Annotated in this window: 24 protein-coding genes and 1 pseudogene; 13 read left to right on the top strand and 12 right to left on the bottom strand. The window is 46.5% G+C overall.

Annotated elements, in window-relative coordinates:
• Positions 1-65: 65 nt before the first annotated feature.
• The 3 genes from QUA02_RS16475 to QUA02_RS16465 all read right to left on the bottom strand — a co-directional run bounded on the left by QUA02_RS16475 (position 66) and on the right by QUA02_RS16465 (position 4,439).
• Positions 66-2,756: a hypothetical protein gene (locus QUA02_RS16475; RefSeq protein ID WP_333029257.1), complete on the bottom strand. Its 2,691-nt coding sequence runs from the start codon at positions 2,754-2,756 to the stop codon at positions 66-68.
• A 103-nt stretch (positions 2,757-2,859) separates the two neighbouring features.
• Positions 2,860-3,408, bottom strand: a complete 549-nt coding sequence (locus QUA02_RS16470; protein ID WP_333029256.1) for a hypothetical protein — start codon at positions 3,406-3,408, stop codon at positions 2,860-2,862.
• Between the two features lie 740 nt (positions 3,409-4,148).
• A complete protein-coding gene (locus tag QUA02_RS16465) occupies positions 4,149-4,439 on the bottom strand; it encodes a hypothetical protein (RefSeq protein WP_333029255.1) in 291 nt (96 codons plus the stop codon).
• Between the two features lie 440 nt (positions 4,440-4,879).
• Between QUA02_RS16465 and QUA02_RS16460 the strand changes: the two genes are divergently transcribed.
• Positions 4,880-5,428 (top strand): GIY-YIG nuclease family protein, encoded by a 549-nt coding sequence (locus tag QUA02_RS16460; protein WP_333029254.1) that lies wholly within the window; start codon positions 4,880-4,882, stop codon positions 5,426-5,428.
• Positions 5,429-5,646: 218 nt separating this feature from the next.
• Here QUA02_RS16460 and QUA02_RS16455 read toward each other — a convergent pair whose 3' ends face one another.
• A complete protein-coding gene (locus QUA02_RS16455) occupies positions 5,647-5,883 on the bottom strand; it encodes a hypothetical protein (protein WP_333029272.1) in 237 nt (78 codons plus the stop codon).
• Between QUA02_RS16455 and QUA02_RS16450 the strand changes: the two genes are divergently transcribed.
• The 3 genes from QUA02_RS16450 (at position 5,864) to QUA02_RS16440 (ending at position 7,897) form a co-directional block, all read left to right on the top strand.
• Positions 5,864-6,655 (top strand): S1C family serine protease, encoded by a 792-nt coding sequence (locus QUA02_RS16450; protein WP_333029271.1) that lies wholly within the window; start codon positions 5,864-5,866, stop codon positions 6,653-6,655. The genes QUA02_RS16455 and QUA02_RS16450 overlap by 20 nt on opposite strands.
• A gap of 19 nt (positions 6,656-6,674) precedes the next feature.
• Positions 6,675-7,316: a response regulator transcription factor gene (locus QUA02_RS16445; protein ID WP_333029253.1), complete on the top strand. Its 642-nt coding sequence runs from the start codon at positions 6,675-6,677 to the stop codon at positions 7,314-7,316.
• 134 nt (positions 7,317-7,450) lie between these two features.
• Positions 7,451-7,897, top strand: coding sequence for a hypothetical protein (locus QUA02_RS16440; protein ID WP_333029252.1), 447 nt, complete (start codon positions 7,451-7,453; stop codon positions 7,895-7,897).
• Between the two features lie 121 nt (positions 7,898-8,018).
• Here QUA02_RS16440 and QUA02_RS16435 read toward each other — a convergent pair whose 3' ends face one another.
• The 5 genes and pseudogenes from QUA02_RS16435 to QUA02_RS16415 form a co-directional block, all read right to left on the bottom strand.
• Positions 8,019-8,222 carry a hypothetical protein gene (locus QUA02_RS16435; RefSeq protein WP_333029251.1) on the bottom strand — a complete coding sequence of 68 codons (204 nt, stop codon included), beginning with the start codon at positions 8,220-8,222 and terminating at the stop codon, positions 8,019-8,021.
• A gap of 216 nt (positions 8,223-8,438) precedes the next feature.
• Complete coding sequence (locus QUA02_RS16430) at positions 8,439-9,464, bottom strand: S-layer homology domain-containing protein (protein ID WP_333029250.1); 1,026 nt, start codon at positions 9,462-9,464, stop codon at positions 8,439-8,441.
• Between the two features lie 196 nt (positions 9,465-9,660).
• Positions 9,661-10,203, bottom strand: coding sequence for a Rieske 2Fe-2S domain-containing protein (locus tag QUA02_RS16425; protein ID WP_333029249.1), 543 nt, complete (start codon positions 10,201-10,203; stop codon positions 9,661-9,663).
• Between the two features lie 477 nt (positions 10,204-10,680).
• Positions 10,681-10,971, bottom strand: a pseudogene (locus QUA02_RS16420) (IS1 family transposase); the annotation flags it as partial.
• 239 nt (positions 10,972-11,210) lie between these two features.
• Positions 11,211-11,333, bottom strand: a complete 123-nt coding sequence (locus QUA02_RS16415; protein ID WP_333029248.1) for a hypothetical protein — start codon at positions 11,331-11,333, stop codon at positions 11,211-11,213.
• 103 nt (positions 11,334-11,436) lie between these two features.
• Here QUA02_RS16415 and QUA02_RS16410 point away from each other — a divergent pair, with 103 nt between their 5' ends.
• Positions 11,437-11,631 carry a hypothetical protein gene (locus tag QUA02_RS16410; RefSeq protein ID WP_333029247.1) on the top strand — a complete coding sequence of 65 codons (195 nt, stop codon included), beginning with the start codon at positions 11,437-11,439 and terminating at the stop codon, positions 11,629-11,631.
• Between the two features lie 336 nt (positions 11,632-11,967).
• Positions 11,968-12,330: a hypothetical protein gene (locus tag QUA02_RS16405; protein ID WP_333029246.1), complete on the top strand. Its 363-nt coding sequence runs from the start codon at positions 11,968-11,970 to the stop codon at positions 12,328-12,330.
• Between the two features lie 84 nt (positions 12,331-12,414).
• Here QUA02_RS16405 and QUA02_RS16400 read toward each other — a convergent pair whose 3' ends face one another.
• The gene (locus tag QUA02_RS16400; RefSeq protein WP_333029245.1) at positions 12,415-12,537 is read right to left on the bottom strand and encodes a hypothetical protein; all 123 of its coding nucleotides are present in this window, start codon (positions 12,535-12,537) and stop codon (positions 12,415-12,417) included.
• Between QUA02_RS16400 and QUA02_RS33650 the strand changes: the two genes are divergently transcribed.
• Entirely contained in the window at positions 12,487-12,768 is a 282-nt protein-coding gene (locus QUA02_RS33650; protein ID WP_333207492.1) for a hypothetical protein, read from the top strand. The two genes, QUA02_RS16400 and QUA02_RS33650, sit on opposite strands and share 51 nt — an antisense overlap.
• A gap of 438 nt (positions 12,769-13,206) precedes the next feature.
• Here the strand turns inward: QUA02_RS33650 and QUA02_RS16390 are convergent, their stop codons facing one another.
• Positions 13,207-14,076, bottom strand: a complete 870-nt coding sequence (locus tag QUA02_RS16390; protein WP_333029243.1) for a DNA/RNA non-specific endonuclease — start codon at positions 14,074-14,076, stop codon at positions 13,207-13,209.
• Between the two features lie 579 nt (positions 14,077-14,655).
• Between QUA02_RS16390 and QUA02_RS16385 the strand changes: the two genes are divergently transcribed.
• The 4 genes from QUA02_RS16385 (at position 14,656) to QUA02_RS16370 (ending at position 19,476) form a co-directional block, all read left to right on the top strand.
• Positions 14,656-17,739, top strand: coding sequence for an esterase-like activity of phytase family protein (locus tag QUA02_RS16385; protein ID WP_333029242.1), 3,084 nt, complete (start codon positions 14,656-14,658; stop codon positions 17,737-17,739).
• Positions 17,740-18,485: 746 nt separating this feature from the next.
• A complete protein-coding gene (locus QUA02_RS16380; RefSeq protein ID WP_333029241.1) occupies positions 18,486-18,869 on the top strand; it encodes a nuclease A inhibitor family protein in 384 nt (127 codons plus the stop codon).
• A gap of 112 nt (positions 18,870-18,981) precedes the next feature.
• The gene (locus tag QUA02_RS16375) at positions 18,982-19,224 is read left to right on the top strand and encodes a nuclease A inhibitor family protein (RefSeq protein ID WP_333029240.1); all 243 of its coding nucleotides are present in this window, start codon (positions 18,982-18,984) and stop codon (positions 19,222-19,224) included.
• A gap of 81 nt (positions 19,225-19,305) precedes the next feature.
• Positions 19,306-19,476 (top strand): LysM peptidoglycan-binding domain-containing protein, encoded by a 171-nt coding sequence (locus tag QUA02_RS16370; protein ID WP_333029239.1) that lies wholly within the window; start codon positions 19,306-19,308, stop codon positions 19,474-19,476.
• 3 nt (positions 19,477-19,479) lie between these two features.
• Here QUA02_RS16370 and QUA02_RS16365 read toward each other — a convergent pair whose 3' ends face one another.
• Positions 19,480-20,382, bottom strand: a complete 903-nt coding sequence (locus QUA02_RS16365) for a DNA/RNA non-specific endonuclease (RefSeq protein ID WP_333029238.1) — start codon at positions 20,380-20,382, stop codon at positions 19,480-19,482.
• A 365-nt stretch (positions 20,383-20,747) separates the two neighbouring features.
• On the opposite strand from QUA02_RS16365, the gene QUA02_RS16360 reads away from it, so the two are divergent.
• Complete coding sequence (locus QUA02_RS16360) at positions 20,748-21,395, top strand: AAA family ATPase (RefSeq protein ID WP_333029237.1); 648 nt, start codon at positions 20,748-20,750, stop codon at positions 21,393-21,395.
• Positions 21,392-21,781: a YlcI/YnfO family protein gene (locus QUA02_RS16355; protein WP_333029236.1), complete on the top strand. Its 390-nt coding sequence runs from the start codon at positions 21,392-21,394 to the stop codon at positions 21,779-21,781. The genes QUA02_RS16360 and QUA02_RS16355 overlap by 4 nt, the downstream gene beginning before the upstream one ends.
• Positions 21,782-21,833: the final 52 nt, after the last annotated feature.

Here is a 21,833-nt window from a genome sequence, read left to right as displayed (position 1 = left end):
CCTAGCCCTGCTTTATTAAAAACAGAGCTATGAAATTGCATAACTCAAAAGGCAGAAGTCACAGATTAGTTAACTGCCATTATGAAATTGCTGACACATCGCACAGTTTCACTTACGATTTTGTCAAACATCAACGCTAATTCTCGGTTATTTGGTTGATACCTCATTAACCCCCATTGTCCAGTAGCAGCAATTGTTAAGTCAGATTTGAAAATCATTGCTGTGGAATGGAACCAGGTGTTAAAGATTGTGTTCGGCATATTTGCACAAATTAACAACCCTGAACTGTTTGTAAAATTCATCATCACGTCCACATTGAGTCGAACCAATTTCCCGCAGGTCTGGTAAGTTACGCTGCCTGTGACTCCCGATGATAAGGGAAGTGCAACTGGGGTTGACCAAACAATTCCTGCTGGCCCGGCTGCTCCTGTAGCTCCTGTATCTCCTTTCGGGCCGATCGGACCAACAGGGCCGGCAACACCTTGAATTCCTTGCGCTCCGATCGGACCAGTCGCTCCCGTTGTGCCAGTCGCTCCCGTTGCGCCGGGAATGCCTTGAGCGCCAGTATCACCTTTGATTCCTTGAGAGCCCGTCGCTCCAGTTGCACCAATATCACCTTTAGGGCCGGTAGGACCGATCGGCCCAGCGATACCAGGATTTCCTTGCAGTCCAGTTGCACCAGTCGCTCCAGTTAAACCAGTCGCTCCAATTGCACCAGGTGAACCAGTATCACCTTTCAGTCCTTGAGGCCCTTGTGCTCCAGCAGAACCAGTTGCACCTTGCATTCCGGTTGCACCTTGCGATCCAGCCGGCCCGATCGCACCAGTATCACCTTTGGCTCCGGGAAGTCCTTGAAGACCTTGATCGCCTTGTTTAGCTCCCAAAGTCCATGCAGCGGACGGCGGTACTGAATTTATGCTTGGCGCGTTGGCAATGTAGCTGCTGCCGTTGTAGGCAACCGCATCAAACATGGCGTAGTTCGTCGTCGCGTTCCAGTTTCCGCGCCAAATCAAACCGGGTCGCCCTTGAATTCCTTGAATCCCTTGAGCACCTTGCGCTCCTGTTGCACCTGTGGGCCCCATTTGACCAGTCGGTCCAATTTCACCCGGTATCCCCTGAATTCCTTGCTCTCCGCGATCGCCTTTAGGGCCGGGATTTCCTTGAAGACCTTGCGAACCGATGTCGCCGGGAATTCCTCGATCACCGCGATCGCCTTTAGCACCCTGTGAACCCGTCAAACCAGTCAAACCTTGAGCGCCAGTCGGGCCGGCTGTGCCTGGAATTCCTTGATCGCCGCGATCGCCTTTTATGCCGGGAACGCCTTGCATTCCTTGAGGGCCGGTAGCGCCAGTTGCGCCGATGTCACCGGGAATTCCTCGATCGCCACGATCACCTTTAGAACCTTGGGGGCCGGTTAAGCCGATCGGGCCCGTTGCGCCAACTTCACCGGGAATTCCTTGGTCGCCACGATCGCCTTTTATGCCGGGAACGCCCTGCGGGCCGGTTAAGCCTGGATTTCCTTGAGAGCCAGTAGCGCCAACTAAACCTTGATCACCTCGATCGCCTTTTTCACCGATCTGCCCTTGGATTCCTGGATTACCGATATCGCCTTTGTCACCTTTCGGGCCGGCAATCCCAGGCACACCCTGTAAACCTTCAGCACCCAGAGCGCCGGGAGTTCCGGGTAAGCCACGTTCGCCCGGTTCACCTTGAATGCCGGGATTTCCTTGAGGCCCTGGACTGCCAGCCTGGCCGGTCAAACCTTGAATGCCTTGAATTCCTTGACTGCCTGGTTCCCCTTTTTCACCAGGGACACCGGGAGAACCTGCTACGCCAGCAGCACCAGGAATTCCTTGGTCGCCTTTCTGACCTACAGCTCCAGTTGCACCAGTCGGCCCGATCGCACCAGGTGTACCGGGTTCACCGGGAGTGCCGGGATTTCCTGGATCGCCTTTAATACCTTGCGGGCCGATCGCACCAGCCGGGCCAGTTGCACCGGGCATACCATCCGCACCCGGAGCGCCGGGATTTCCCTGAATTCCCTGAATGCCTTGAGGGCCTGGATTGCCAGTGGCTCCGGGCGTTCCAGGCTGACCAATATCACCGCGATCGCCTTTTTCACCCCTGATACCTTGAGGCCCGATCGGACCTTGAGGGCCGGTTAAGCCGATCGGACCTTGAGGCCCAACAATTGCCGGCTCTGGAGGAATAAGAGAAACCTCACGAGAAGCGGTAGCAACAACACTTGTACCAACCATCAAATCAGCGCGTAGAGTTCCTGCTGCAGTAATGGCTGTTTCGTAAGGAATCCAAGGAGATTCTTTGATAATTGTGCCATTGAGAGTGAAACGGACAAAAGAGTTAGTTGGCGGATATGCTACATCAGCAACTACTACAGTTTGCCCTGAATTAAGAACAGGAGCTCGTAGCGCAATTGTTGGTGAGTTGACATTGACTTCAAAAGTGACTTGAGCTGTCGATCGAACTACCGGAGGCGTTGTGCCGGTGATATCTTCGACTTCAATGACGTGAACGCCAGCACTATTAATAGGAATAACTAGCCCAAATTGATATTGAGGTGCTGCCGTCGTGCCGACATTAGTTGCGGATGTATCTGTCCCAACCACTGTACCGTTTAGTTTAAATCGAACGTCAGTATTTGTGTTACTGTCTGCGATCGCAGTAACAGGTAAGGAATAAGGCAAAGAGTTTACTTGAATACTTGGCTGATTTGGGGCGGTGATTCTAATTGCCATGATTATTTATTTAATTTGTGAATACACGAGATTTAATCTCTTCTCTGTAGTCAATACCAGAGAAGAGATTAAAAACAAGAGAGGGAAAGAACTTTGGCGCTTATCAGGTTTGAATCAGCAGAGCCTGAGCCAGGATAACTTCAGATTCCACTGATTCTCCAGCAATCATCAGAGTTGTGTAAGCATCAGGGCTTTTGTTGTCACCGTCATCGTCGTGAACCATGATGACTTTAGTATTTTGCAACTGAGTGAATGTTTGGTAAAGCTCAGTTAGATATTCAACCTGTTCGATCGGCATCAAAATGCTAAATAATGTCTCTGGTAAAACAGGCTCTTCCATCGCCAAACTTTGGGTTGCCATCCCTACTAACTCGGTCAAAGAGTTTCTGATCAAAGGTTGAAACAGCTCATCTAAAGTTTTGTATTCAATGCGTCGTGTCGCCGGAGCTTTGTAACTAGGAGCGAGGGGATTCATCGCCTTGATTGCAGCTCTCCGCATTGAAGCATCTCTGCTTAGGATTGCTGCTTCATTCAATGGCAGTTTAGCTCTTTTAATTGAAAGCGGTGAATCGCTTTCAGATTGGGGCCAAAAGTTGTAGTCAGCGAGTGTTGCCCGCAGCATTTTTGTTGCGAATCCTGCTGTTATTGTCATGGTGGTAATCGAGCTTGGTATCGAGCGATAAATTATTTTTTTAGTATATCATCTCAATTTTATTTCTCTTTTTGACGGCAAAAAATTGACTTTTCTTTACAAATAAAATAGAAACAAAAATTAAATTTGACTGATGGGTTCTGACCAGGGAACGGCAATAACAAATATAGAATAAGCCAAAAACCCGCAAGATACAGAATTATTGTTTAAAACTGTTGCTTTAGTATTGGCACTGTTTTGAGTATCAAAAAACTAGGCATTTTCAAAATTGCTTACCCATTTATCACTTTCTTTGTCACATAAGAAAACAATTTGACCATTTTCTGTAGCAGTGCAACCAGAATAGTAAGCGAAACACACAACAAACTTGAGGATAAGAAAAACCAGTAGCGAACTGGTTCAACGCTATTAGTCGCGAGAAAGTGCATAAAATTTCAGGAGATAGGCTTGAATTTCTTGATTTTAAGCCAATCAAAGGAATTGACCATATAACTACTGTCAAACAGATGACTTTGACCTTCCCCACGATAAGAAGCTTTGTTAGTCCAATGATAGTCACCGGAAGCATCTCTTACCAGATAAATGGATTGAAAAACGATCCTCTGCGAGGGCTGCGCCAACGGAAGTTCAATTTTACCGTAGCTTGCGGGGCGCGTAGCGCCATCGCCCAACCCGGACACCAGTTGCTGCCGTAGTAGAAAAAGCAGTCCTTCGGTTCCTTAAACCATTCGATGTGATTTTTAGTTATTTTGGCTATTTTGCTCATGAGATTTAGATGTGATTTCAACAACAGCTTGATTGAAAGCTTCATCGGTGGGTTTTTCAATGATACCAATCAAACAAAACCATCGGAGTTGGATAGTACGTCCACCTCGGCAAATAGTTTTTTCTGCGCTCTGGCATAAGTGCTGGGAGCCACCATTGAGGAGTTGGTCGTAATAATATGTGGGTCGTTGCGGGGGTAATTCGTAGCTTGTGGGGCGCGTATTTAAAACCACCAAAAAGTATTTTATCTGCACGATAACTGTCATTGTTTGTGATTACTACATGACGGCTAAGAACAATTAGACAAGGCTACAAATGGACAATCTGGTCATCATGATTTTCCTTGCCCCTGGATAGTCACCCCGTAAGAAGCGCAAAAGCTGACCTGGTAGTATTTCTTCATAAACTGCTGTGATTTGGTGCGAGTTATTATGAATAGGTAAGAATCGATCGAATAGATAGGAAAGGTGAAGGTGACGGTTTCCGAAACTTGGTTAAATAAACTTTCATTAACATCGACAAGCCAAGAAATCTGTGACAGAATCTCCAGAATTTCCTGATTCCATTCATGAATTATCTAGTTTTTGGTATAATTGTGACAGTATCAGTTCCCTATCTGGAGACATTACTACGGGAAGCGTGCTGTTTAGCAAAATTTCATTGAGCTAAACTATACAGCAGCGATCGTCCAACAATCTTTAAATTTGTGCAGCAACTCGAACTTTTTCCGCAACCCAAACCCAGCTATGCTAAATCTCCTCAACTAACGATGAGTTGTGAGGCGCTAAAGAGCTGGAAACAACGCATTTTTGAACACCAAGAATCTGAAGGCGCTGACAAACCGCGACAGGGAAGTCTATTCGAGTTAGCGCCAAATCCCTGTGACCCCAACAATATAGACCCGTTTGCCCTGGAATTACACAATCTCTCATTCTGTGAGAAACCGGATTGGGGCGATCGTACTTGCCTCTATTTTGTCATCGATAATGAGCTTCCATTAATTCTTTACGTGGGAGAAACGCAGCAAACACCGAAACAGCGCTGGGCGAACCACTATTGCTACAACTACGTCGGCAATTACATCGAACTGCACCGCCGCTATTCCTTGGAGGTGGCTGTGGGTATCGCATTTTGGTACGGAGCGCCGAGCAATCGGAAACAGCGGTTACAGTTAGAATCTGAGCTTATTTACAAGTGGCGATCGCCCTTTAATAAACAATGCTGGCCGTGGTGGGGACAGCCTTTTGGCAAGTGATTCAGATGCCAAGAAAACTACTGATGCACCCTAAGTCTTCCGGGAATCCCATCCGGCCAAGAGGTAATGTATGTCAAATATTCGGGAAATTGAAGAGAGTCCAGGCGACACTTGGGATGATTTGAGTTAGACAGATATGAACGATGCCGAGCAAGCTTCTTGGGATGAGGATTGAATAGGTTCCCGATCGCCAGTTTAGGCAATAAAGCGTATCCCAATCACCGCTTCCCAATACTATTCCCTAGCCATTTTTCTGGGGACGAGCTACCAATTTGCCTGATGTTGCCAGGGAGGATCTTTTGGCATTCTGAGGAAAAGCATTGAGTAACTGCCATGACGACTCTATCAACTTTCTCGGATGAACTGGCCGATGCCATCTCCCGCTCTACCTCGGCGGTCGTCGCTTTGCCGTCAGGTCGCTTGACGCTTAGCGGGGTGTACTGGCGTCCGGGCATCGTTGTCACTACCGTTGATGTAAGGCGATGCCGGGGAGAGATAACGCTGATGACCTCGGATGGCGAGGTAAAACCGGCCAGCTTGGTGGGTGCAGATCCGGGAACGGATATTGCAGTGCTGCGCGTCGATGCCACCGACAACCCAATGCCTGAGCTAGCAGATTTAGATGCACTGCGCTTGGGGCATTTGGTACTGGCTCTCGGACGCTCGAATGACGGCAGCGCGATCGCCAACTGCGGCATTCTGGCATCGCTGGGCGGAGCGTGGCAAAGTTGGACTGGAGGGCATATCGATCGCCTCATTCGTCCAGATATCAGACCGTTTCCGGGATTTGCCGGGAGCCTGTTGCTCGATACTCGAGGTCGGGCGCTGGGCATCAATACCACCTATTCGCGGGGTCGTGAAGCCGTTACCATTCCCGCGACGACGGTCGAGCGCGTAGTAGACCAAATGCTGCAAGGAGGACGAGTTACGCGAGGATACCTGGGTGTCGGATTGCAGCCGGTGGAATTGAACCCCCAGTTGAAACAGTCGCTCAATCTGGGCCAGGACATCGGCGTGCTAATTGTGAGCGTGGAAACGGACAGTCCAGCCGAACGGGGCGGGGTACTCATCGGCGATATTGTATTAACGCTGGAGGGTTCAGAAATTTCCAGCGTACAAGCCCTGAGAGCGCATCTGAGCCCGGAGCGAGTGGGTCAACCCATTACGGCACGGACGATCCGGGGCGGACAGCTCATCGAACTGACCCTGACGGTCGGTGAACGCTAGTGTTTGGGAGGAAATTTCATTGATTCGCGTTCTCATCGCCGCTCGTTCGTCGATCGTGCAGGCAGGGTTGGAGGCGATGATAACCCGCGAACCAACGCTCCAAGTAGTCGGACGGATTGCCGCTCTGGCAGCGCTGGAGTCATCCTTGCGCTCTGGACGCCCCGACGCGATCGTACTGGAAGCGGCCCTGCTAACTGACACCAGTCTCGAAACGCTCGCGGTTCTTCAAGAGGAAGTTGCGATCGCCCTCTTGGTTGCGCCGACCGAATCTTATTCTGCGACAGCGCTGCTGCCGTTGGGGGTTAAAGCCATTCTCCCCAACGACGTTACGGCCGAGGAACTGATTCTGACTGTGGAGGCAATTGCGGTAGGTTTGGTAGTTTTGCATCCCGATGTATCCGGTTCTCTGCTTCATGAACTACCCTCATCGAGCGGGTCGGAGTTACCCGACGGTCTTGTTGATATTCCGCTCACTCCCCGCGAACTAGAACTGCTGCAACTGTTAGCAACGGGGCTGGGGAACAAAGCGATCGCCCGAGGGATGAACATCTCCGAGCACACCGTCAAGTTCCACATCAGCTCAATTTTTTGCAAGCTCAATGCTTCCAGCCGCACGGAAGCGGTCATGCTGGGAATGCGCCGGGGATTAATTTTTATTTGAGAGTGCTGGCAGCGGTGAGGACAACCGTTCGGGAAATGAAACTGCTGCAATTTGGTATTTTAAAGTTAGAAACCGCATAAGAACAATCAACCATCTCCGAATTAAACATGGATCGATTTGAATTTCAGCTAGCAATGCTGCAAAAAGGAGCCGAAGAACTAGAGAAAAAAATAGCTAACTTCAGTACAATTTTGCAGCAGTTAAAAACTGCTGCAATTACCATTTGGGTAGCGTTAATCGGTTGGGTGTTTGCCAGCAAAATAGATGCGTTGGTCCCGCTGGGATACGTTATAATTTTTGGTTTTTGGTTTTTAGAAGCTACATATTGGAGAGTACAATTTTATTATATGCAAAGAGCCGCTGAAGTTACCGAGTTCTTGAATGATGAAAGGGCTTTAGATGAAAGTTTTAATACTCGTTCGGTACCAAAAGGTTTAGTTCACCCGCTCGGTTCTTTGAAAATATTTAAAATGCCTTCTTTGTCAAGAGCTATGTGCGCTCCATCAATCTATATTTTTTATACCTTTTTGTTGGCTGTTAATTCAATTGTTTGGTTGATAAGTCTTAAAATAGCTCTCTAACTGGGCAGAATCCGAACGTGCGATCGACCGAACAATATCTTTCATCCCAACTAACTAGAAGTAGACGCATCGCCACCACCTATGAAAAAGTATCTCAATCTCGCCACCGCCCTCATCCGCATCATCCCTCAACCACCAACTCCCAAAATCGGTCCTGCTCCTCCGGGCTAAGCTCGGCCCAAAGTTGCTCCCCCGAAACTTTGCCGCTATCGCAGAGGAGTTTGATAGCTGCCGCCAAGTTTTTGGCGAAGATTGGATCATCTCTCTCCACAACTAAACGGATAAAATCCAGGCATTCAAGCTGGGTAAGTGGATCATGATTCATGGCTGGGGTATAGCCGCACTACGGGCAAAATAGGACACGACGTAAAGTTTTGTAACAAATATAAGACAAAATGACTTGAAGTAGCAAAGCCTGAAATGCTTAGCAGTAAAAGATTTCCGCTGTTTGGGTCTGTACGGAGGCAGAGTATAACCACTACTCTGTCTCCTACAGCCAATCAGCCCCAAAAAGCTAGTATGGATGTCGCTTAAATCTCCTTTAATTATTGAACGGATTATAGTAAAATATGACATTAGTCATTCCGAATTGGGGATTGTCGTCCCAAGATAGTAATACTCCATCTCCTAAATCATAGCTATAATGACGAAAACCTTCGTAATCTTTCCACGAAGCTTTACTAAGGTCTTTCTCCACAGGAAATGGGTAGCCAAAAACATACTCAAATACTTGTTTTATATCTATTTCACCTCGGTTTCCCTCCTCCCTAACAGGGTCTAAAAATACTTGGCAGGATAGCGAAGGGCCCGAAGGTTGGCCGACAAAACCGACCGAAAAATTTATATTTTTAGGATAAGTTGAACTGCACAAACGCTCAATAGCTGTTGAAGCATAAATTACACCAAAACCGACGTATATAGGAATTCCAAAGTAATTTTCTATGATTGTCGGGGTGAGATTGAAGATCGAGCGCGGTGTTGCAGTCCCTGCAATGCTAACAGCAATGTACTCTGGCGCAACGGTATAAATCCTTAAGGCGCGACACAATAAAGCTGCTACTTCACCTCTCGTAGCGTTTTGATTGGGTCTAAGCTTTCTGACATTAGGATAGTTGACAACAATCGCTCTTTGAGTTGCTGTTGCCATCACATTTTTAGCATAATTGGGAATTTCTGCCGCATCATCGAAGGCATCCTTTAAAGTTGCTTCTGGCGATTGAGGAATTTGTAAATTGATAACTGATGCAATCACTGTAATAGCTTCCACGCGCAAAATAGGCTGTTCTGGCCGAAAAGTTCCATCGGGATAACCGCTAAAAAATCTCTTTTTAGAAACTGTTTGAATGAATTGCCAAGCCCAGTGATTCTTAGGAACGTCTTTAAAGGTAACTGCTTTCTGCACTTCTGGAGACTTGCCAAAAGCGCCAACCATTAAAGAAGCAAACTCGGCACGGGTGAGGGGTGATTCCGGGCGAAATTTACCATCAGCATAACCTTTGACCAGTGACCGTTCCGCCAATTTAACTATACATTCTTTCGCCCAATAATTTTCAATATCTGAAAACATACTTTGTGCCTTTATGTCCTGTGTGGCTTCCCCAAAAATATTCTAAAAGGCATCACCGTGCCCAAACGGGAAAATTGTACGAATCGAGCGAAAGCTTTATCTAGTAAGCATCTTAGCCACTCATGTTCATATTTGGAATTTAAAGCAGGCAAGCGGTTTTGGCACGGTGATGCCTAGTTGAGCAATTACCAATTTTTTAATTTTTAATGGTTGAGCGCGGATCGATCGCAGGTTTGCGATCCACTAAACGGATTTGATTTTGCTTCACCACTACTGTCACCAGCGGTAGGGAACGCTTAGCAGGGCCTTTAATAATTCGACCTTGAGCGTCGAAGTGAGAACCATGACAGGGACATTCAAAGCGCGATCGCTCTGTTTTCCACTCCACAGTACACCCTAAATGCGTACACACAGGATTAATACCATATTCCGCAATCTTCGGCCCCTCATTAATCACCAAATAAGCAACTTTTGGCAATCCTTTCACCAGTACAGGAATCCCCGCTTTTGCGTTAGGAAGGAATGCAGAAACCTCAATAGGTTTTTCCTCACTATCTTCTGCCCTTACTCCCGGCAGATAATTTTCACACTGGGAATTGTAGGGAAATGCAGAACAAAGCTTTTCTAAGTCAACTTTTTCTTCGCTTTGTCCCGCTGTGGGAAAAAGTAACCCAATAGCAAGGCTTCCCGCTGTCCCAGTCACCATATATTGCAAGAATTGTCGCCGATTTCTGACCATAGTGTGAGCCGAATGCCTTGGCTGTGAATAAGTCAAACTTCTTAAGGATTTTTTACCTTAATTTGTGTAATCATAGCACTCTGCTAACCATCAGTGCTATACATTTTAGACATTGAGAGCCAGGTAATTTTTCTGGCTCTTCTAGAGTAGTTATGACAAATTAATAACAAAAAAGAGTTAGTAAGCAAAGTAATTTTAAAATTCAATTAACTAAAGTTCTTTCCTGAAGCTTGACTCAAGGGGTATTTTATGGTATAAATATTTTAATCTTGAACCATAAAAACAAATTTTTAAGAAAATGCCATCTAACTCACTGCTTCAGTTTATGGCGTTGCTTAATCAGGGTATGAAAAAAATAATTTTAAAATCCAGAAGCTTTGTAGACGCTGGTTTTTATGAATTGCATATTTAGCCTTTCATACTGTACTTTTTATATATTTGACTTGTGAAACAACTCGAACTATTTCCCCCACAAAAAACCGCTGGATTTATTTGTGGTTCATAAAAATCTGGCAAGAGTTTTCCTGTTTTTTTTACCCAATTAATAATTGTAGTGTGATGCACATTCTTGACTCTTTCAATTGCTCGAAAACCCATGCCATTAACATACATTTTTAGGCATTCACGTTTCACTTCTTCGGAGTAGCCTTTTTGAGCTTGATAATCATCTATAAATTGTCTCTTACATTTGACACAGATATAATTCTGTTTGCCTTTTTTATGACCATTTTTATTGATATTAGTTGACTGACATTCAGGGCATTGCATAATGTTGTATTTTAATGAGTGTTATTTTTTGGTACTCGCACGACCACTTCATCATATCCTAATTCAGCAACGCCACAGCGGTTGAAGTTGGAGTCAGAGCTGATTTACAAATGGCGGTCGCCCTTTAACAAAGAATGCTGGCAATGGTGGGGGCAACCCTTTGGGAAATGAAAAGCACGGAACTCCGCGCTTTTGGTGGGGGCTGCATGAAAGTAGCGATCGCTTTTTCTTGGTAAGCTTTAGCTATTGGAAGCGTTGGTTATTCTGGATGCGAGCGCTATTTTCCTGATGACTTGAATTTTGTCTGGATGGGCGCGATCGCCGTAGTAGACTTGATGGGTGTTGAGAAATATTCTACTCATAACCTAGATTGTAATAATTTATTAACTTTTGGCCTACTGCAATTTTTAGAATAATTGTTATATATAGAGAAAAAAATATCACTTTTTGGGAGGAAACAGCACTGTGAGTTTTCGAGAACGTCCTATTATTTCACTTCCCCAATCCCAGGAAGCATTAGTGCTGAATTTTGTTGCCCTTGCGGGATTAGCCGTTATCCTCACAATTGCGATTCGTAGTTGGTTGGCTTTACCAGAGATATTCCCTATTCACTTTAATCTTTCAGCACAACGGTTTTTTTTTTACGCCAAGCTTTCTTAGCTCGTTAGCTTATACGAATTCAGGATAAAGATACACAGAAGCGTGGGAAATGTGTAGTGAAATTTAATATAAGATGCAAAAAGGGAAATAAGAAACCTGCTATTGTATTGATTTTCTTGTCTGGTTTGTTATCCGTACCCTTAAGATTGCCGATGTCCCCAAACACATGGCGCTCGTCTCGCAAGGCAGCCCGCTTTTCCTCGGAACGATCGCAGAAAATATCGCTTACGGTCGCCCGGATGCGAGGCTCTCCGATATTCGGGAGGAGGCGGTTGAATCTGGGGCAGCCGAGTTCATCGAAACCTTGCCGGAGCAGTATACGCATCTCCACCACCCATGAAAAAGTACCTTAACCTCGTCACCGCCCTCATCGCATCACTCAAACCAAAATCTCAATCACCCGCAATCGACACCTACGGTCAATCCACACTCACCGACGAACAGCAGCAAGCTCTGATGGAATGGTTGTTCGCCAGTTTGATGAGTGTTGGGTATTTCGCCAAAGCTCATCTCATCTGGGATGACGGACAGGATAGGGAACGGGAGATATTCACGGCATTGATGAGAAACGAGCCAATCTTTCTGTACCGCCAAGGAGCGCGACCTTCACCAATTGTTGAAGGATATTGCTGGCGACTGATTGGCGAACATCCGAGTTTGAGGGTGTATCAGTTGGAGGTGGAAGTTGAAGGAGAGTAAAAGCGATCGATGATTTTGAAGTGATCGATTAAAAATTACTGAGATTCGGGAAGTCCTTAGTTTCAGCCAACACCAACTGTACAATCACAGTAAAGCTGAGAAACCACCGCCATGACCGACTCGATCGCCACCCAACTCCAACAAGCTTCCGAGGGCTTGCTCTTCCTCAGCGAATCCGACGCTCCCTTTGAGGTCATTGGCCGGCACAAGGAGAACTCACTCCGACGAAGCTGCTGCAACCGACGAATCATCGACCCGACTTTCTACATCGCGCCACTCCTTTTTTCCCAACAGAATCCTTATATCACTTTGACTCTACACAGAAGCCTTGAGAAGCAACCTGGTCTACGAATGCTTCTTCTAGGTCAGCAATTCTACGCTCATCTGGCTCATCAGGATTCGGTTGAGCCTGGGGTGGCTGATAAGTTCCTTCTTTAATTGCATTACAGACCTGATTGGCTTTGCCAATTAGAGCATCCGGGTCAGACTGCTCCAAAATCTCCTTTCCTGCGGGATGGCTTTGGAGTTTTTCGTAAAAATTCCGAAGAAATTGAGCCTTTCGCTCTGCGGGTGAAAGGACACGAGCCTTCAGAATGGTACGACCACACATTTTTCCCAAATCAATGATTCGCCGATCAGGCATTACTACATAACAAAGCAGATCGATATCTTCTGCCTGAACCCGATCGGCGAGCACTCCACTTACTAACAATCCCACACACAATATGACAGCTTTCACTTTGCCGATAAACTTCATTGTAGTTTCCATCACAGAGACTAAATATATAAAACTATCCCTGGCTCATGCACCAGTGAAGACCTGGTAGATCAAGACAAAGGTTAACCCCGAGTGTTTTTCAACCAGGTCAAGAAGATTTACTGGTTATCTACCTTGGCTTCAATCACGCTTTGAGTGCTTGAAGATACGGCTGATAAAAAGTTATACCCTGTTCTTTGCTCCAGAGTGTCTACACTTATTCGATAATTCTGCCAAGGAGTAGTGCGAACACCTTGAGTATTGGGGATGTCAACCGCGATAACTCTGGTTGATGTGTTTACTCCACTAGCACCTGACCCTGGATTATCTAACACAACAATGACTTTCCAGGTTCTCGCGGGAACTGTAATCGAATAACTACTATTGGTTGCTGCTGGAAAAGAACACTTGTTGCCATTGCTCCCAGTGCCACAACTTCCATAGCCACCAGAAATTATGTACAGTTCTTTTCCCTGCGACACTAGACTACGCAAGTAGTTCTCCAGATTTGCCCAAACTCCCTGATTGTTATCTGGGGCTTGAGGAATCATATTGGTCATCAAGAATGTCGATGAGTTGCTGGATACCGTGTTGGTACGATCCGCAGAAGGGGTCATATGACCACGATCAAAGCCACTGCCAGAGTAATCACTCCCAGACACTCGGTAGAAGGTGCTGGGTAGAGTTGTGTCCGCTCTGAAATCATCTTGGCGGGGAGTAGACCCCAACCAGGAATTATTCAACTGCCAGCTCACCCAATTGGGAATGCGCTTATTGTTATTGTATGAGAGAGCATACTGAGATTTGACCAGTAGATAGTTAGTTGGATAACTGGTGCTAGTGACGGCGTTGCTGGGATTGCCCATTGTCAGGTGTGCACTGACTGAAGATTGAGACTGGGCAACTTTAGAAGAAAAGATAAAAGGAAGTGCAGCAATACTGGCAGCACCAATTAAGCCCACCGACTTGAACCATCCTAGAGCTCGCATAGAATATTCCCTGATTGTGTAATTGGGTAATAAATTGAACAAAAAATGACCCAAGGCGGATTATCAGGTGTCCCGAATGGGAAGTAAAGACAACAGGATCACATTCATTGATTATTTTTGTAGATTTATAAAACCCATTTGGGATCTCTGATGGTGAACTAAGATTAGGAATAAATACCCTACTCTAGTAACTTAACTGACTGATAGCGGCACCTCATCGAGCTACTACGACTCCAAAGGAAGAAAACCACACCCCCTCGTTGGTAAAAAAGACCAATTTAGAATGGCATCTTTTATTAACTGAAGAATGGCTGTAACGGGTATGTTCTCCTCAAAGGCTTGTCGCCTGCTAGACCGTATTCTGGCATTACAAGCAGTAGCGTACTCATGGAGTTAGTGGCCAAATAATTACAATCCGACTGCGAATCGATATTATACCAAGCTGTCAACAGCGATCGGCTCAAGAAGAAAAGTACGCGAGTTTTTAACCAGTAAATAGTCAGTCTTTAATCTTAGCGTGAGACTATACTCGCAAAGCTGAAAATATTTGACTTCAGCAGTATAGAGGGGTGACTTAACGTGGCAGCAATTAACGGCACATCAGGGAATGACACATTAAGCGGGACGCTCGCAGCGGACTTGATTTCTGGGTTGGGGGGCGATGACGCCATCTCCGGTCAGGAAGGAAATAATCGCCTTTTTGGTAATCGAGGCAATGACTTTTTATTGGGCGGTGCGGGAAATGACGCACTCAACGGCGGTCGAAACCGCGATACCCTTCAAGGTGGCGAAGGAGACGATTTTCTCTCCGGCGACCTCGACCGCGATATTTTGACTGGCGGTGGTGGTAAAGATATTTTCGCGCTCGGGCGGATCGGAACGCGCACCACAGGCGGTTCCCAACTAGAAAATGCCGATCTCATCACCGATTTTGTTAAAGGTCAAGACTTAATCAGTCTAAGCGGCATCTCCCCGGCAAACATCGATATTTCTAGAGGTACGGGTAATTCCAGCAACAGCATTGTTCTGCGAGATACAGGAACTAACGAATTTCTCGCGATTTTGGAGGGAGTCAACTCCTTTGATGCAGGAGATTTCACTGTGGCCCAAAACCCAGTTCCGGGAGTTCGCTTTTCTAGCTTCAACGCTTCTTTGAACCGCAGTAGTGCAGGTCGATTAATTACAGATTTATCCACTCCCAACAACCAGCAAGCAAAGAATGTCGCTGAAACAATTCAGCGGGTAAATCCAGATGTTTTGTTAATTAACGAATTTGACTACGACAGCAGCAACACATCGCTAAATTTGTTTCAGCAAAACTATCTGTCACTCAGTCAAAATGGCGCAACTCCTGTTAATTATCCTTTTCGCTACACTGCCCCTTCTAACACTGGCATTGGTTCGGGTTTAGATTTAGACAATAACGGTTCCGCTGTCACACAAATTGGCTCAAACGGATACGGCAACGACGCTTTCGGATTTGGGGATTTTCCAGGACAATACGGAATGGCTGTGTACTCAAAATATCCCATTGATACTGCCAATATTCGCACTTTTCAAAACTTCCTTTGGAAAGATATGCCGGGAGCATTTTTGCCAGATGACTCATCTACCCCCGCCGCAAATGACTATTACTCGCCTGCTGAATTAAACGTGTTTCGCCTTTCATCCAAAAGTCACTGGGATGTGCCAATTAATATCAACGGCGAGATGGTTCACGCCTTAGTCAGTCATCCGACCCCGCCTGTATTTGACGGCTCTGAAGATAGAAACGGCAAGCGAAATCATGATGAAATTCGCTTGTGGGCAGATTACGTTACTCCAGGCAAAGGTAGTTATATTTACGATGATCGCCGCACAGTTGGCGGACTTGCCCCCAATGCTAGTTTCGTAATTATGGGCGACCACAATGCCGATCCTGTTGATGGGGATAGTTTTGACAATGCGATTTTGCAGTTGTTAAATAACTCGCGAGTAAATACAGGAGTCACTAGCGCAATTCCTGCAAGTTTAGGCGGGATTCAACAAGTATCAGACGGCGGTAATAATGTCAACCAAAAAGGCAATCCGGCTTTTGATACGGCGGATTTTGGAGATGCGGGAACGGCTTCGGGAAATCTGCGAGTTGATTATGTTTTGCCGTCGGCTGACTTGCCAATTAATGATGCGGCGGTATTTTGGCCTTTGACAACAGATCCGCTGTACAGATTGGTGGGCGATCGCCAAACTGCGGAAAATACTCCTACTTCTGACCACAGTTTAGTTTGGGCAGATATTGCTGTTGGCGATCGCTCTCCCCGCACCAGTGTCAGAAATATCAACTTCATCGGACAAGCTACTTATCCAACAGGTTCCGTCACTGTAGAAGGAACTCAAGTCGGCGGACTTTCTGGCATTGATTACGACCAAATTAACAACCGCTATTACAGTATTTCTGACGACCGTTCGGACAGAAATCCGGCGCGATTCTATACTCTCAACATCGATTTAAGTTCTGGTTCGCTATCTAGTTCCGGGATTAATTTCTCTGGGGTGACAACTCTGCTCAACCAAAACGGTCAACCTTTTGCTACTAATACTCTCGACCCGGAAGGCATTGGTTTAACGAGTAACGGCACTGTGTTTGTTTCCTCAGAAGGCGAAGTTAGTAACTTGGCTGGTAGACTTCAGAGTCCATTTGTCAACGAGTTTGCTTTAGGGACAGGTCGCCAGTTGCGACAATTACCCGTGCCCTCAAAGTTTGTACCAGTTATAGCTCCAGCAGATGCACCAACAGCGGGAATTCGCAACAATTTAGCTTTTGAAAACCTGACAATTACTTCTGATGGGAAATTCTTGTTTACAGCAACGGAGAATGCTTTAGTGCAAGATGGGCCAGTCGCGACAACTAATACTGGTTCGCGATCGCGCATCCTCAAATACAATTTAACCACAGGACAGCCGGAACAAGAATTTGTTTATCTAACCGATCCGGTAGCAGTTCCAGCAGTTCCAGAGACAGCTTTTAATACTAACGGTTTAGTAGAACTGTTAGCATTAGATAATCGCGGCACTTTCTTAGCACTAGAACGCTCTTTTTCAACAGGTGCACCCGGCACGGGAAATACCATCAAACTCTACGAAGTCCGGCTAAACGGAGCCACTGACATCAGCGGCATTAATTCGCTGAGTGCTATTAACATTAATACTGTCAGACCTGTTGAGAAACGCTTGCTGCTCAATTTTGACAGCTTGCGTTTGCCGACAGGCTTAGATAATGTTGAAGGTATGACTTTGGGGCCAGTGTTGCCGAACGGACAACAATCTTTAGTGCTAGTGAGCGACAATAATTTTAGCGCTACCCAGTTTACTCAAATATTAGCTTTTGGGCTGGCTTTGGAGAATGAAACTCCCAGGCAATCGCAGTCACTAGATATTTTGACTGCTGGTGGTACGATCGCGGGGGCAATTCCAGAAGACGATAACATCGACAGTGCTTTTATAACAGAACTCAAAACAGTTTCTGGCTTGATGGGGTTCGATACCGAGCAGAATTTTGCGATCGATCCCACAGCAATAAATTTCCCTGGAGTTGGCGCACTTAGGCAACCTGGCAGCCAAATAGCTGCTGAGCAAAATGTTTCTTTATCTCTGCCTTCTGCCTTCGGAATGGGCTCTTTTTAGTCTCGGTAGAACTCAGGTCTTGTTTAAAAGAGCAAATCCTGTTTCTGTACGGGCAATTAATTGGACATCGCCAAATTTATGGAGAGACGCCATCTCCTTGTCTCCACCAAGGGTTTTCAATGACGCATAATTCTTTTCTGGAGAGGTCTATGAATTGCCCTGGTCAAAAAGGTAATACTTCTTTGAAGCGTTGGATAGGAAACCAAATCATGCCTTACCCAACACTCGCTGCTTAAAGCTGCTTGTTGGGCAGCAGTGGGGTAGGCATAAATATTGCGCTCGGCATTGTTCATCAATCGTGCAAATCTGAGTTTTCTACCCAAAATCTGAGTAATTTCTGAACATAATTGCTAATTGACAAATGCTTCTCTAGGTTAAGTTGTCAGGGATGGCTTGCAAAAGGTTACAAGTTTGCTCCGGTGTCACGTCGGCGACGGTTATACAGCGTGTAGAAGCTATTGGTGAAGCTTTGCTTGCTCACAGGGCATAAGGAGCGCGTTGGCTCTTCTTTACTGGTGAGGTCGTGACAATGGAACGAAGGATGGTCACAGAAGGGACATTACATGGACTAGCTCCCTGATCTTTATCCCCTCTGTATGACCAAACCCACACTTCTTTTTTGTACCATCGGTTTTGTTATACAGTCTTCTGGCATTAGGAGTGTTCGTCATCAAAACCTAAAGCCTTTTTTATAATCAGAAATAAAGCTTTATAATTCATAATGTAAACGCAACTGCTGTTATCGTATGACTATTGCTGAAACCTTGACTCAAGCCAGCCAGGGGCTACTCATGCCAAGTGAATCTGAGTATCCTTTTGAGGTATTTATCTGGAAAGACGTGGAATTGACTCCAGAAAAAATCTTGGAGTTAACCCATTACCCTCCCGCAACCTCGATCGAGCAAGTTGAGCTGGACTATTTCTTTCGCAATGTCGCCACCGAAAAAGACTGGCACGATGATATCCAGAGAGAAAATGTTGCAAAATTTAAAAATCTGGTTCAGGTTATCAAAGACAATTTAGCCGAGATCCGGGTCTACCGAATCGGCACTATCGAGGTAAGTGTCTATATTGTCGGTAAGACCAATGATGGAGTAGCTGTACTGGCAACCAAAGTAATCGAAACTTAAGCAAATATCTTTTAAAATTCTTGGAGCTCAAACCTCAGTTATCCTGCTGCCCCTGCTTTTAGAACAAAATTTTCAGTCCTGGTGCAGGGTTAGATTCGAGAGGGGCATCACTATGCTAGGAGTGTTTAGGGTTGACGACTTCTTTGCGATCATCGCCACTCAAGAAGACAATTGGCACGATGAAGAGGAACGGGAAATAGTAAAGCGGTTTCAGAACTTAGTGAACACACTCAAGCAAAACCTATCGCAGTTGCAGGTTTACCGAGTTGGCGATCGCAGCATCGATGCCTACATCGTTGGGGTGGCTCAAAATGGCGATTGGGCGGGGCTGTCAACTCAGGTAGTGGAAACTTAACAGTTTTTCAGCCTCAAGGTAGAGAAAAAAGCTCGGGCAAACAGTGAAACTTAAGCAGTTTTAATCAACCCAGAGGAATCTATGGCTCAATCTTACACAGTTAAAGAAGGCGATACGCTTTACGACATTGCCGCCCAATTCTACGGCGACGGCGACGAATGGGAACAGATTTATCTAGCAAACCAAGAAGTTATTGGAGACAACCCCGATTTAATTGAACCCGGACAGCAATTAACTATTCCTGACAAATAGCTTTTACTGGCTGTCTACTTTCCCCTCAATCACTTGCTGAGTCTGGGGCGGCACGTTGGACAAAAAATTCAGCCCCGTCTCCCGCTCTACTTGCTTCACCGAAACCCGAAAGCTTTTCCATCCCCTGCCCTTGACGCTGGCATCGTTCGGCATCATCACAGCGATCGTCCTGGTGTTTGCGGTAACTCCCCGCATCCCCAAGCCCTGTCGGTCTAATACTGCGATGACTTTCCAAGTCTTTGTTGGCACCGCAATCTTTTCTGTTCGGCCGATCGCGCCTTGCTTCCCGACGGGGCCGGCAATGATGTAAAGCTCTTTGCCTTGACTAACCAATTCGCGACAATATTCCTCCAGATCGCCCCACACACCTCTATTGAGTTCTGGCACTTGGGGCATCATATTGCTCATCAAAAAGGTAGCGCTGTTGTCGGGTTCGTTGCGAGTTCTATCGGCGCTCGGCGCAACGTGTCCCCGGTCGTAGCCACTGCCGCTGTAATCGGTCGGGCGGACTTTATACCAATTTGCTGGCAGCGCATCGTCAGGGCTGAAATCGTTTTTGCGATCGGCTGCACCAATCCAAGATTTATTGAGCTGCCACGATACCCAGTTAGCGGTGTGCGTTTTGTTGTTGTAGCTCATCACGTACTGCGGCTTCACCATCAAATAGTTATCCGCGCTGGCAACACTCGAAGCTGCATTGCTAGGATTGCCCAGCAGCAAGTTGGGGTTGTTGGTGGCGGATACAATTGGTTCTCGCGTTCCTGGTTTTAGTGTTGGTTGCTGCACCCTTGGTTTCTCGCGCACTTGAGGAAGCCGAGACGGTGGCGATGGCGCTGTCAGGTTACAGCCGCTAACAATCCCTACCAATACCAGAGCGATCGCCCACCCTTGATAAACTTGCTTCATTGCTCTTACTCCCCAACTTGTTCGTCTCCCCTACCCTGCAAGCTTACAGCGGCATGAGGTACAGATTCCTACTAATTATCCGTTTACCCGTTACCTCAACAAACCTAATGCTTACTGTATTCATTAATTAAGTAATGCAGTAAGTGATGCAGTAAGTAATTAAGTTATTAATTTGGCTTGGCAGTAAATTAGAAAGACAAACAGCTCAAAAGCACAGCAGCCGTACAACCAGGCAACAACACAACACAGAGACAGATTAAGTCGCGCAGCAAGGCAATCGAGTTTTGGTAGTGGATGCCTCAACAAGCGCTATACTTGCTGCATTAAATATTTCAGTAATGCAGTAATCAGTGCAGTAAGTAATCATGGCAGCAATTATCGCGTTCGTTAACCAAAAAGGGGGCTGCGCCAAAAGCACCACAGCCGTACATTACGCCCGTTGGCTGGTGCATCAGGGCAAGCAAGTGTTGATAGTAGATGCTGATGCTCAGCGGTCTAGTTCCCAGTGGTGCAGCAGAATGGAACCGAGCATCCCCACTCAAGTAATCCAAAGTCCCGATGACCTCTTAGACCAGTTGACTGACTTAGCGGCTAACGTTGATTACTTGGTAGTGGACGGCCCTGCTGGATTGAGCGAAGCAACCAGGGCAATCTTGATGAGAGCAGACTTAGCGGTGGTGCCGGTGCAGCCGAGCGGTATTGACGTACAATCAGCCGCCGATGCGGTGAGACTTATCAAACAAGCGCAATCGGTGAGGCAAGGCCCGCCCCAAGCGGTGATGTTCCTCAGCCGCGCGGTGAAGGGGACAAAGCTCAAAACCGAAGCAATGGAGCTGTTGGGAAAACTTGCCCCCACCATCAAAGTGCTCAAATCGGTGATTCATCAAAAACAAGTGATTGCTGATTCTTCGGGTCAAGCAGCGACTGTGTGGGATTTGGGCGGTCAACCTGCCAAAGATTCTGGCACAGAGTACAGCCGACTGTTTAAGGAAATCATGGGAGCGCTGAAATGAGTACCAAGAAACGTAAACCACTGGGTAGCGCGATCGAAGAATTTGTTTTCGGTACAAACGAAGCTGCATCACCCCCAACACCACCAGAAATTGTATCGTCAGCAGCAACGCCCACAGCATCGCTAACACCGGAAAGTGCATTGCCAGTCGCCACACCACTGAAACCGGAAGCATTGGCATTACAACCAGTTTCTATTCAATCAAAGGAGCCTAGCTTAATGAGCAAACTCCAAGCACCTGATAAAGAAGCCACGGTCAGGTTTACGGTGGATATGTCCGAAACTCTGCACCGCAAGCTGTCGATGTTGGCAGCCAGGACTGGGCGCAAGAAAGTGGATATTGTGCGGATGTTGTTGGAGGATGGGCTTAAGGAGGTGGAGGGGTAAGGATTCTGTTGATATTGATGGCGATCGCTGTACGGGCGAGCGTGGCGATCGC

The organism is Microcoleus pseudofavosus SVA1_A4, from assembly GCF_036700565.1.
In the GTDB taxonomy this organism is placed as follows: domain Bacteria; phylum Cyanobacteriota; class Cyanobacteriia; order Cyanobacteriales; family Microcoleaceae; genus Microcoleus.
The sequence above is the reverse complement of the archived record's forward strand: the minus strand, read 5'-3'. Positions and strand labels throughout refer to the sequence as shown.

Coding starts and splice junctions, on each gene's coding strand:
- QUA02_RS16475 (WP_333029257.1), bottom strand. CDS start 2,756: ATGGCAATTAGAATCACCGCCCCAAATCAGCCAAGTATTCAAGTAAAC.
- QUA02_RS16470 (WP_333029256.1), bottom strand. CDS start 3,408: ATGACAATAACAGCAGGATTCGCAACAAAAATGCTGCGGGCAACACTC.
- QUA02_RS16465 (WP_333029255.1), bottom strand. CDS start 4,439: ATGACAGTTATCGTGCAGATAAAATACTTTTTGGTGGTTTTAAATACG.
- QUA02_RS16455 (WP_333029272.1), bottom strand. CDS start 5,883: ATGCCCGGACGCCAGTACACCCCGCTAAGCGTCAAGCGACCTGACGGC.
- QUA02_RS16440 (WP_333029252.1), top strand. CDS start 7,451: ATGCTGCAAAAAGGAGCCGAAGAACTAGAGAAAAAAATAGCTAACTTC.
- QUA02_RS16435 (WP_333029251.1), bottom strand. CDS start 8,222: ATGAATCATGATCCACTTACCCAGCTTGAATGCCTGGATTTTATCCGT.
- QUA02_RS16430 (WP_333029250.1), bottom strand. CDS start 9,464: ATGTTTTCAGATATTGAAAATTATTGGGCGAAAGAATGTATAGTTAAA.
- QUA02_RS16425 (WP_333029249.1), bottom strand. CDS start 10,203: ATGGTCAGAAATCGGCGACAATTCTTGCAATATATGGTGACTGGGACA.
- QUA02_RS16415 (WP_333029248.1), bottom strand. CDS start 11,333: ATGAGTAGAATATTTCTCAACACCCATCAAGTCTACTACGGCGATCGC.
- QUA02_RS16405 (WP_333029246.1), top strand. CDS start 11,968: ATGAAAAAGTACCTTAACCTCGTCACCGCCCTCATCGCATCACTCAAA.
- QUA02_RS16390 (WP_333029243.1), bottom strand. CDS start 14,076: ATGCGAGCTCTAGGATGGTTCAAGTCGGTGGGCTTAATTGGTGCTGCC.
- QUA02_RS16380 (WP_333029241.1), top strand. CDS start 18,486: ATGACTATTGCTGAAACCTTGACTCAAGCCAGCCAGGGGCTACTCATG.
- QUA02_RS16375 (WP_333029240.1), top strand. CDS start 18,982: ATGCTAGGAGTGTTTAGGGTTGACGACTTCTTTGCGATCATCGCCACT.
- QUA02_RS16370 (WP_333029239.1), top strand. CDS start 19,306: ATGGCTCAATCTTACACAGTTAAAGAAGGCGATACGCTTTACGACATT.
- QUA02_RS16365 (WP_333029238.1), bottom strand. CDS start 20,382: ATGAAGCAAGTTTATCAAGGGTGGGCGATCGCTCTGGTATTGGTAGGG.
- QUA02_RS16360 (WP_333029237.1), top strand. CDS start 20,748: ATGGCAGCAATTATCGCGTTCGTTAACCAAAAAGGGGGCTGCGCCAAA.
- QUA02_RS16355 (WP_333029236.1), top strand. CDS start 21,392: ATGAGTACCAAGAAACGTAAACCACTGGGTAGCGCGATCGAAGAATTT.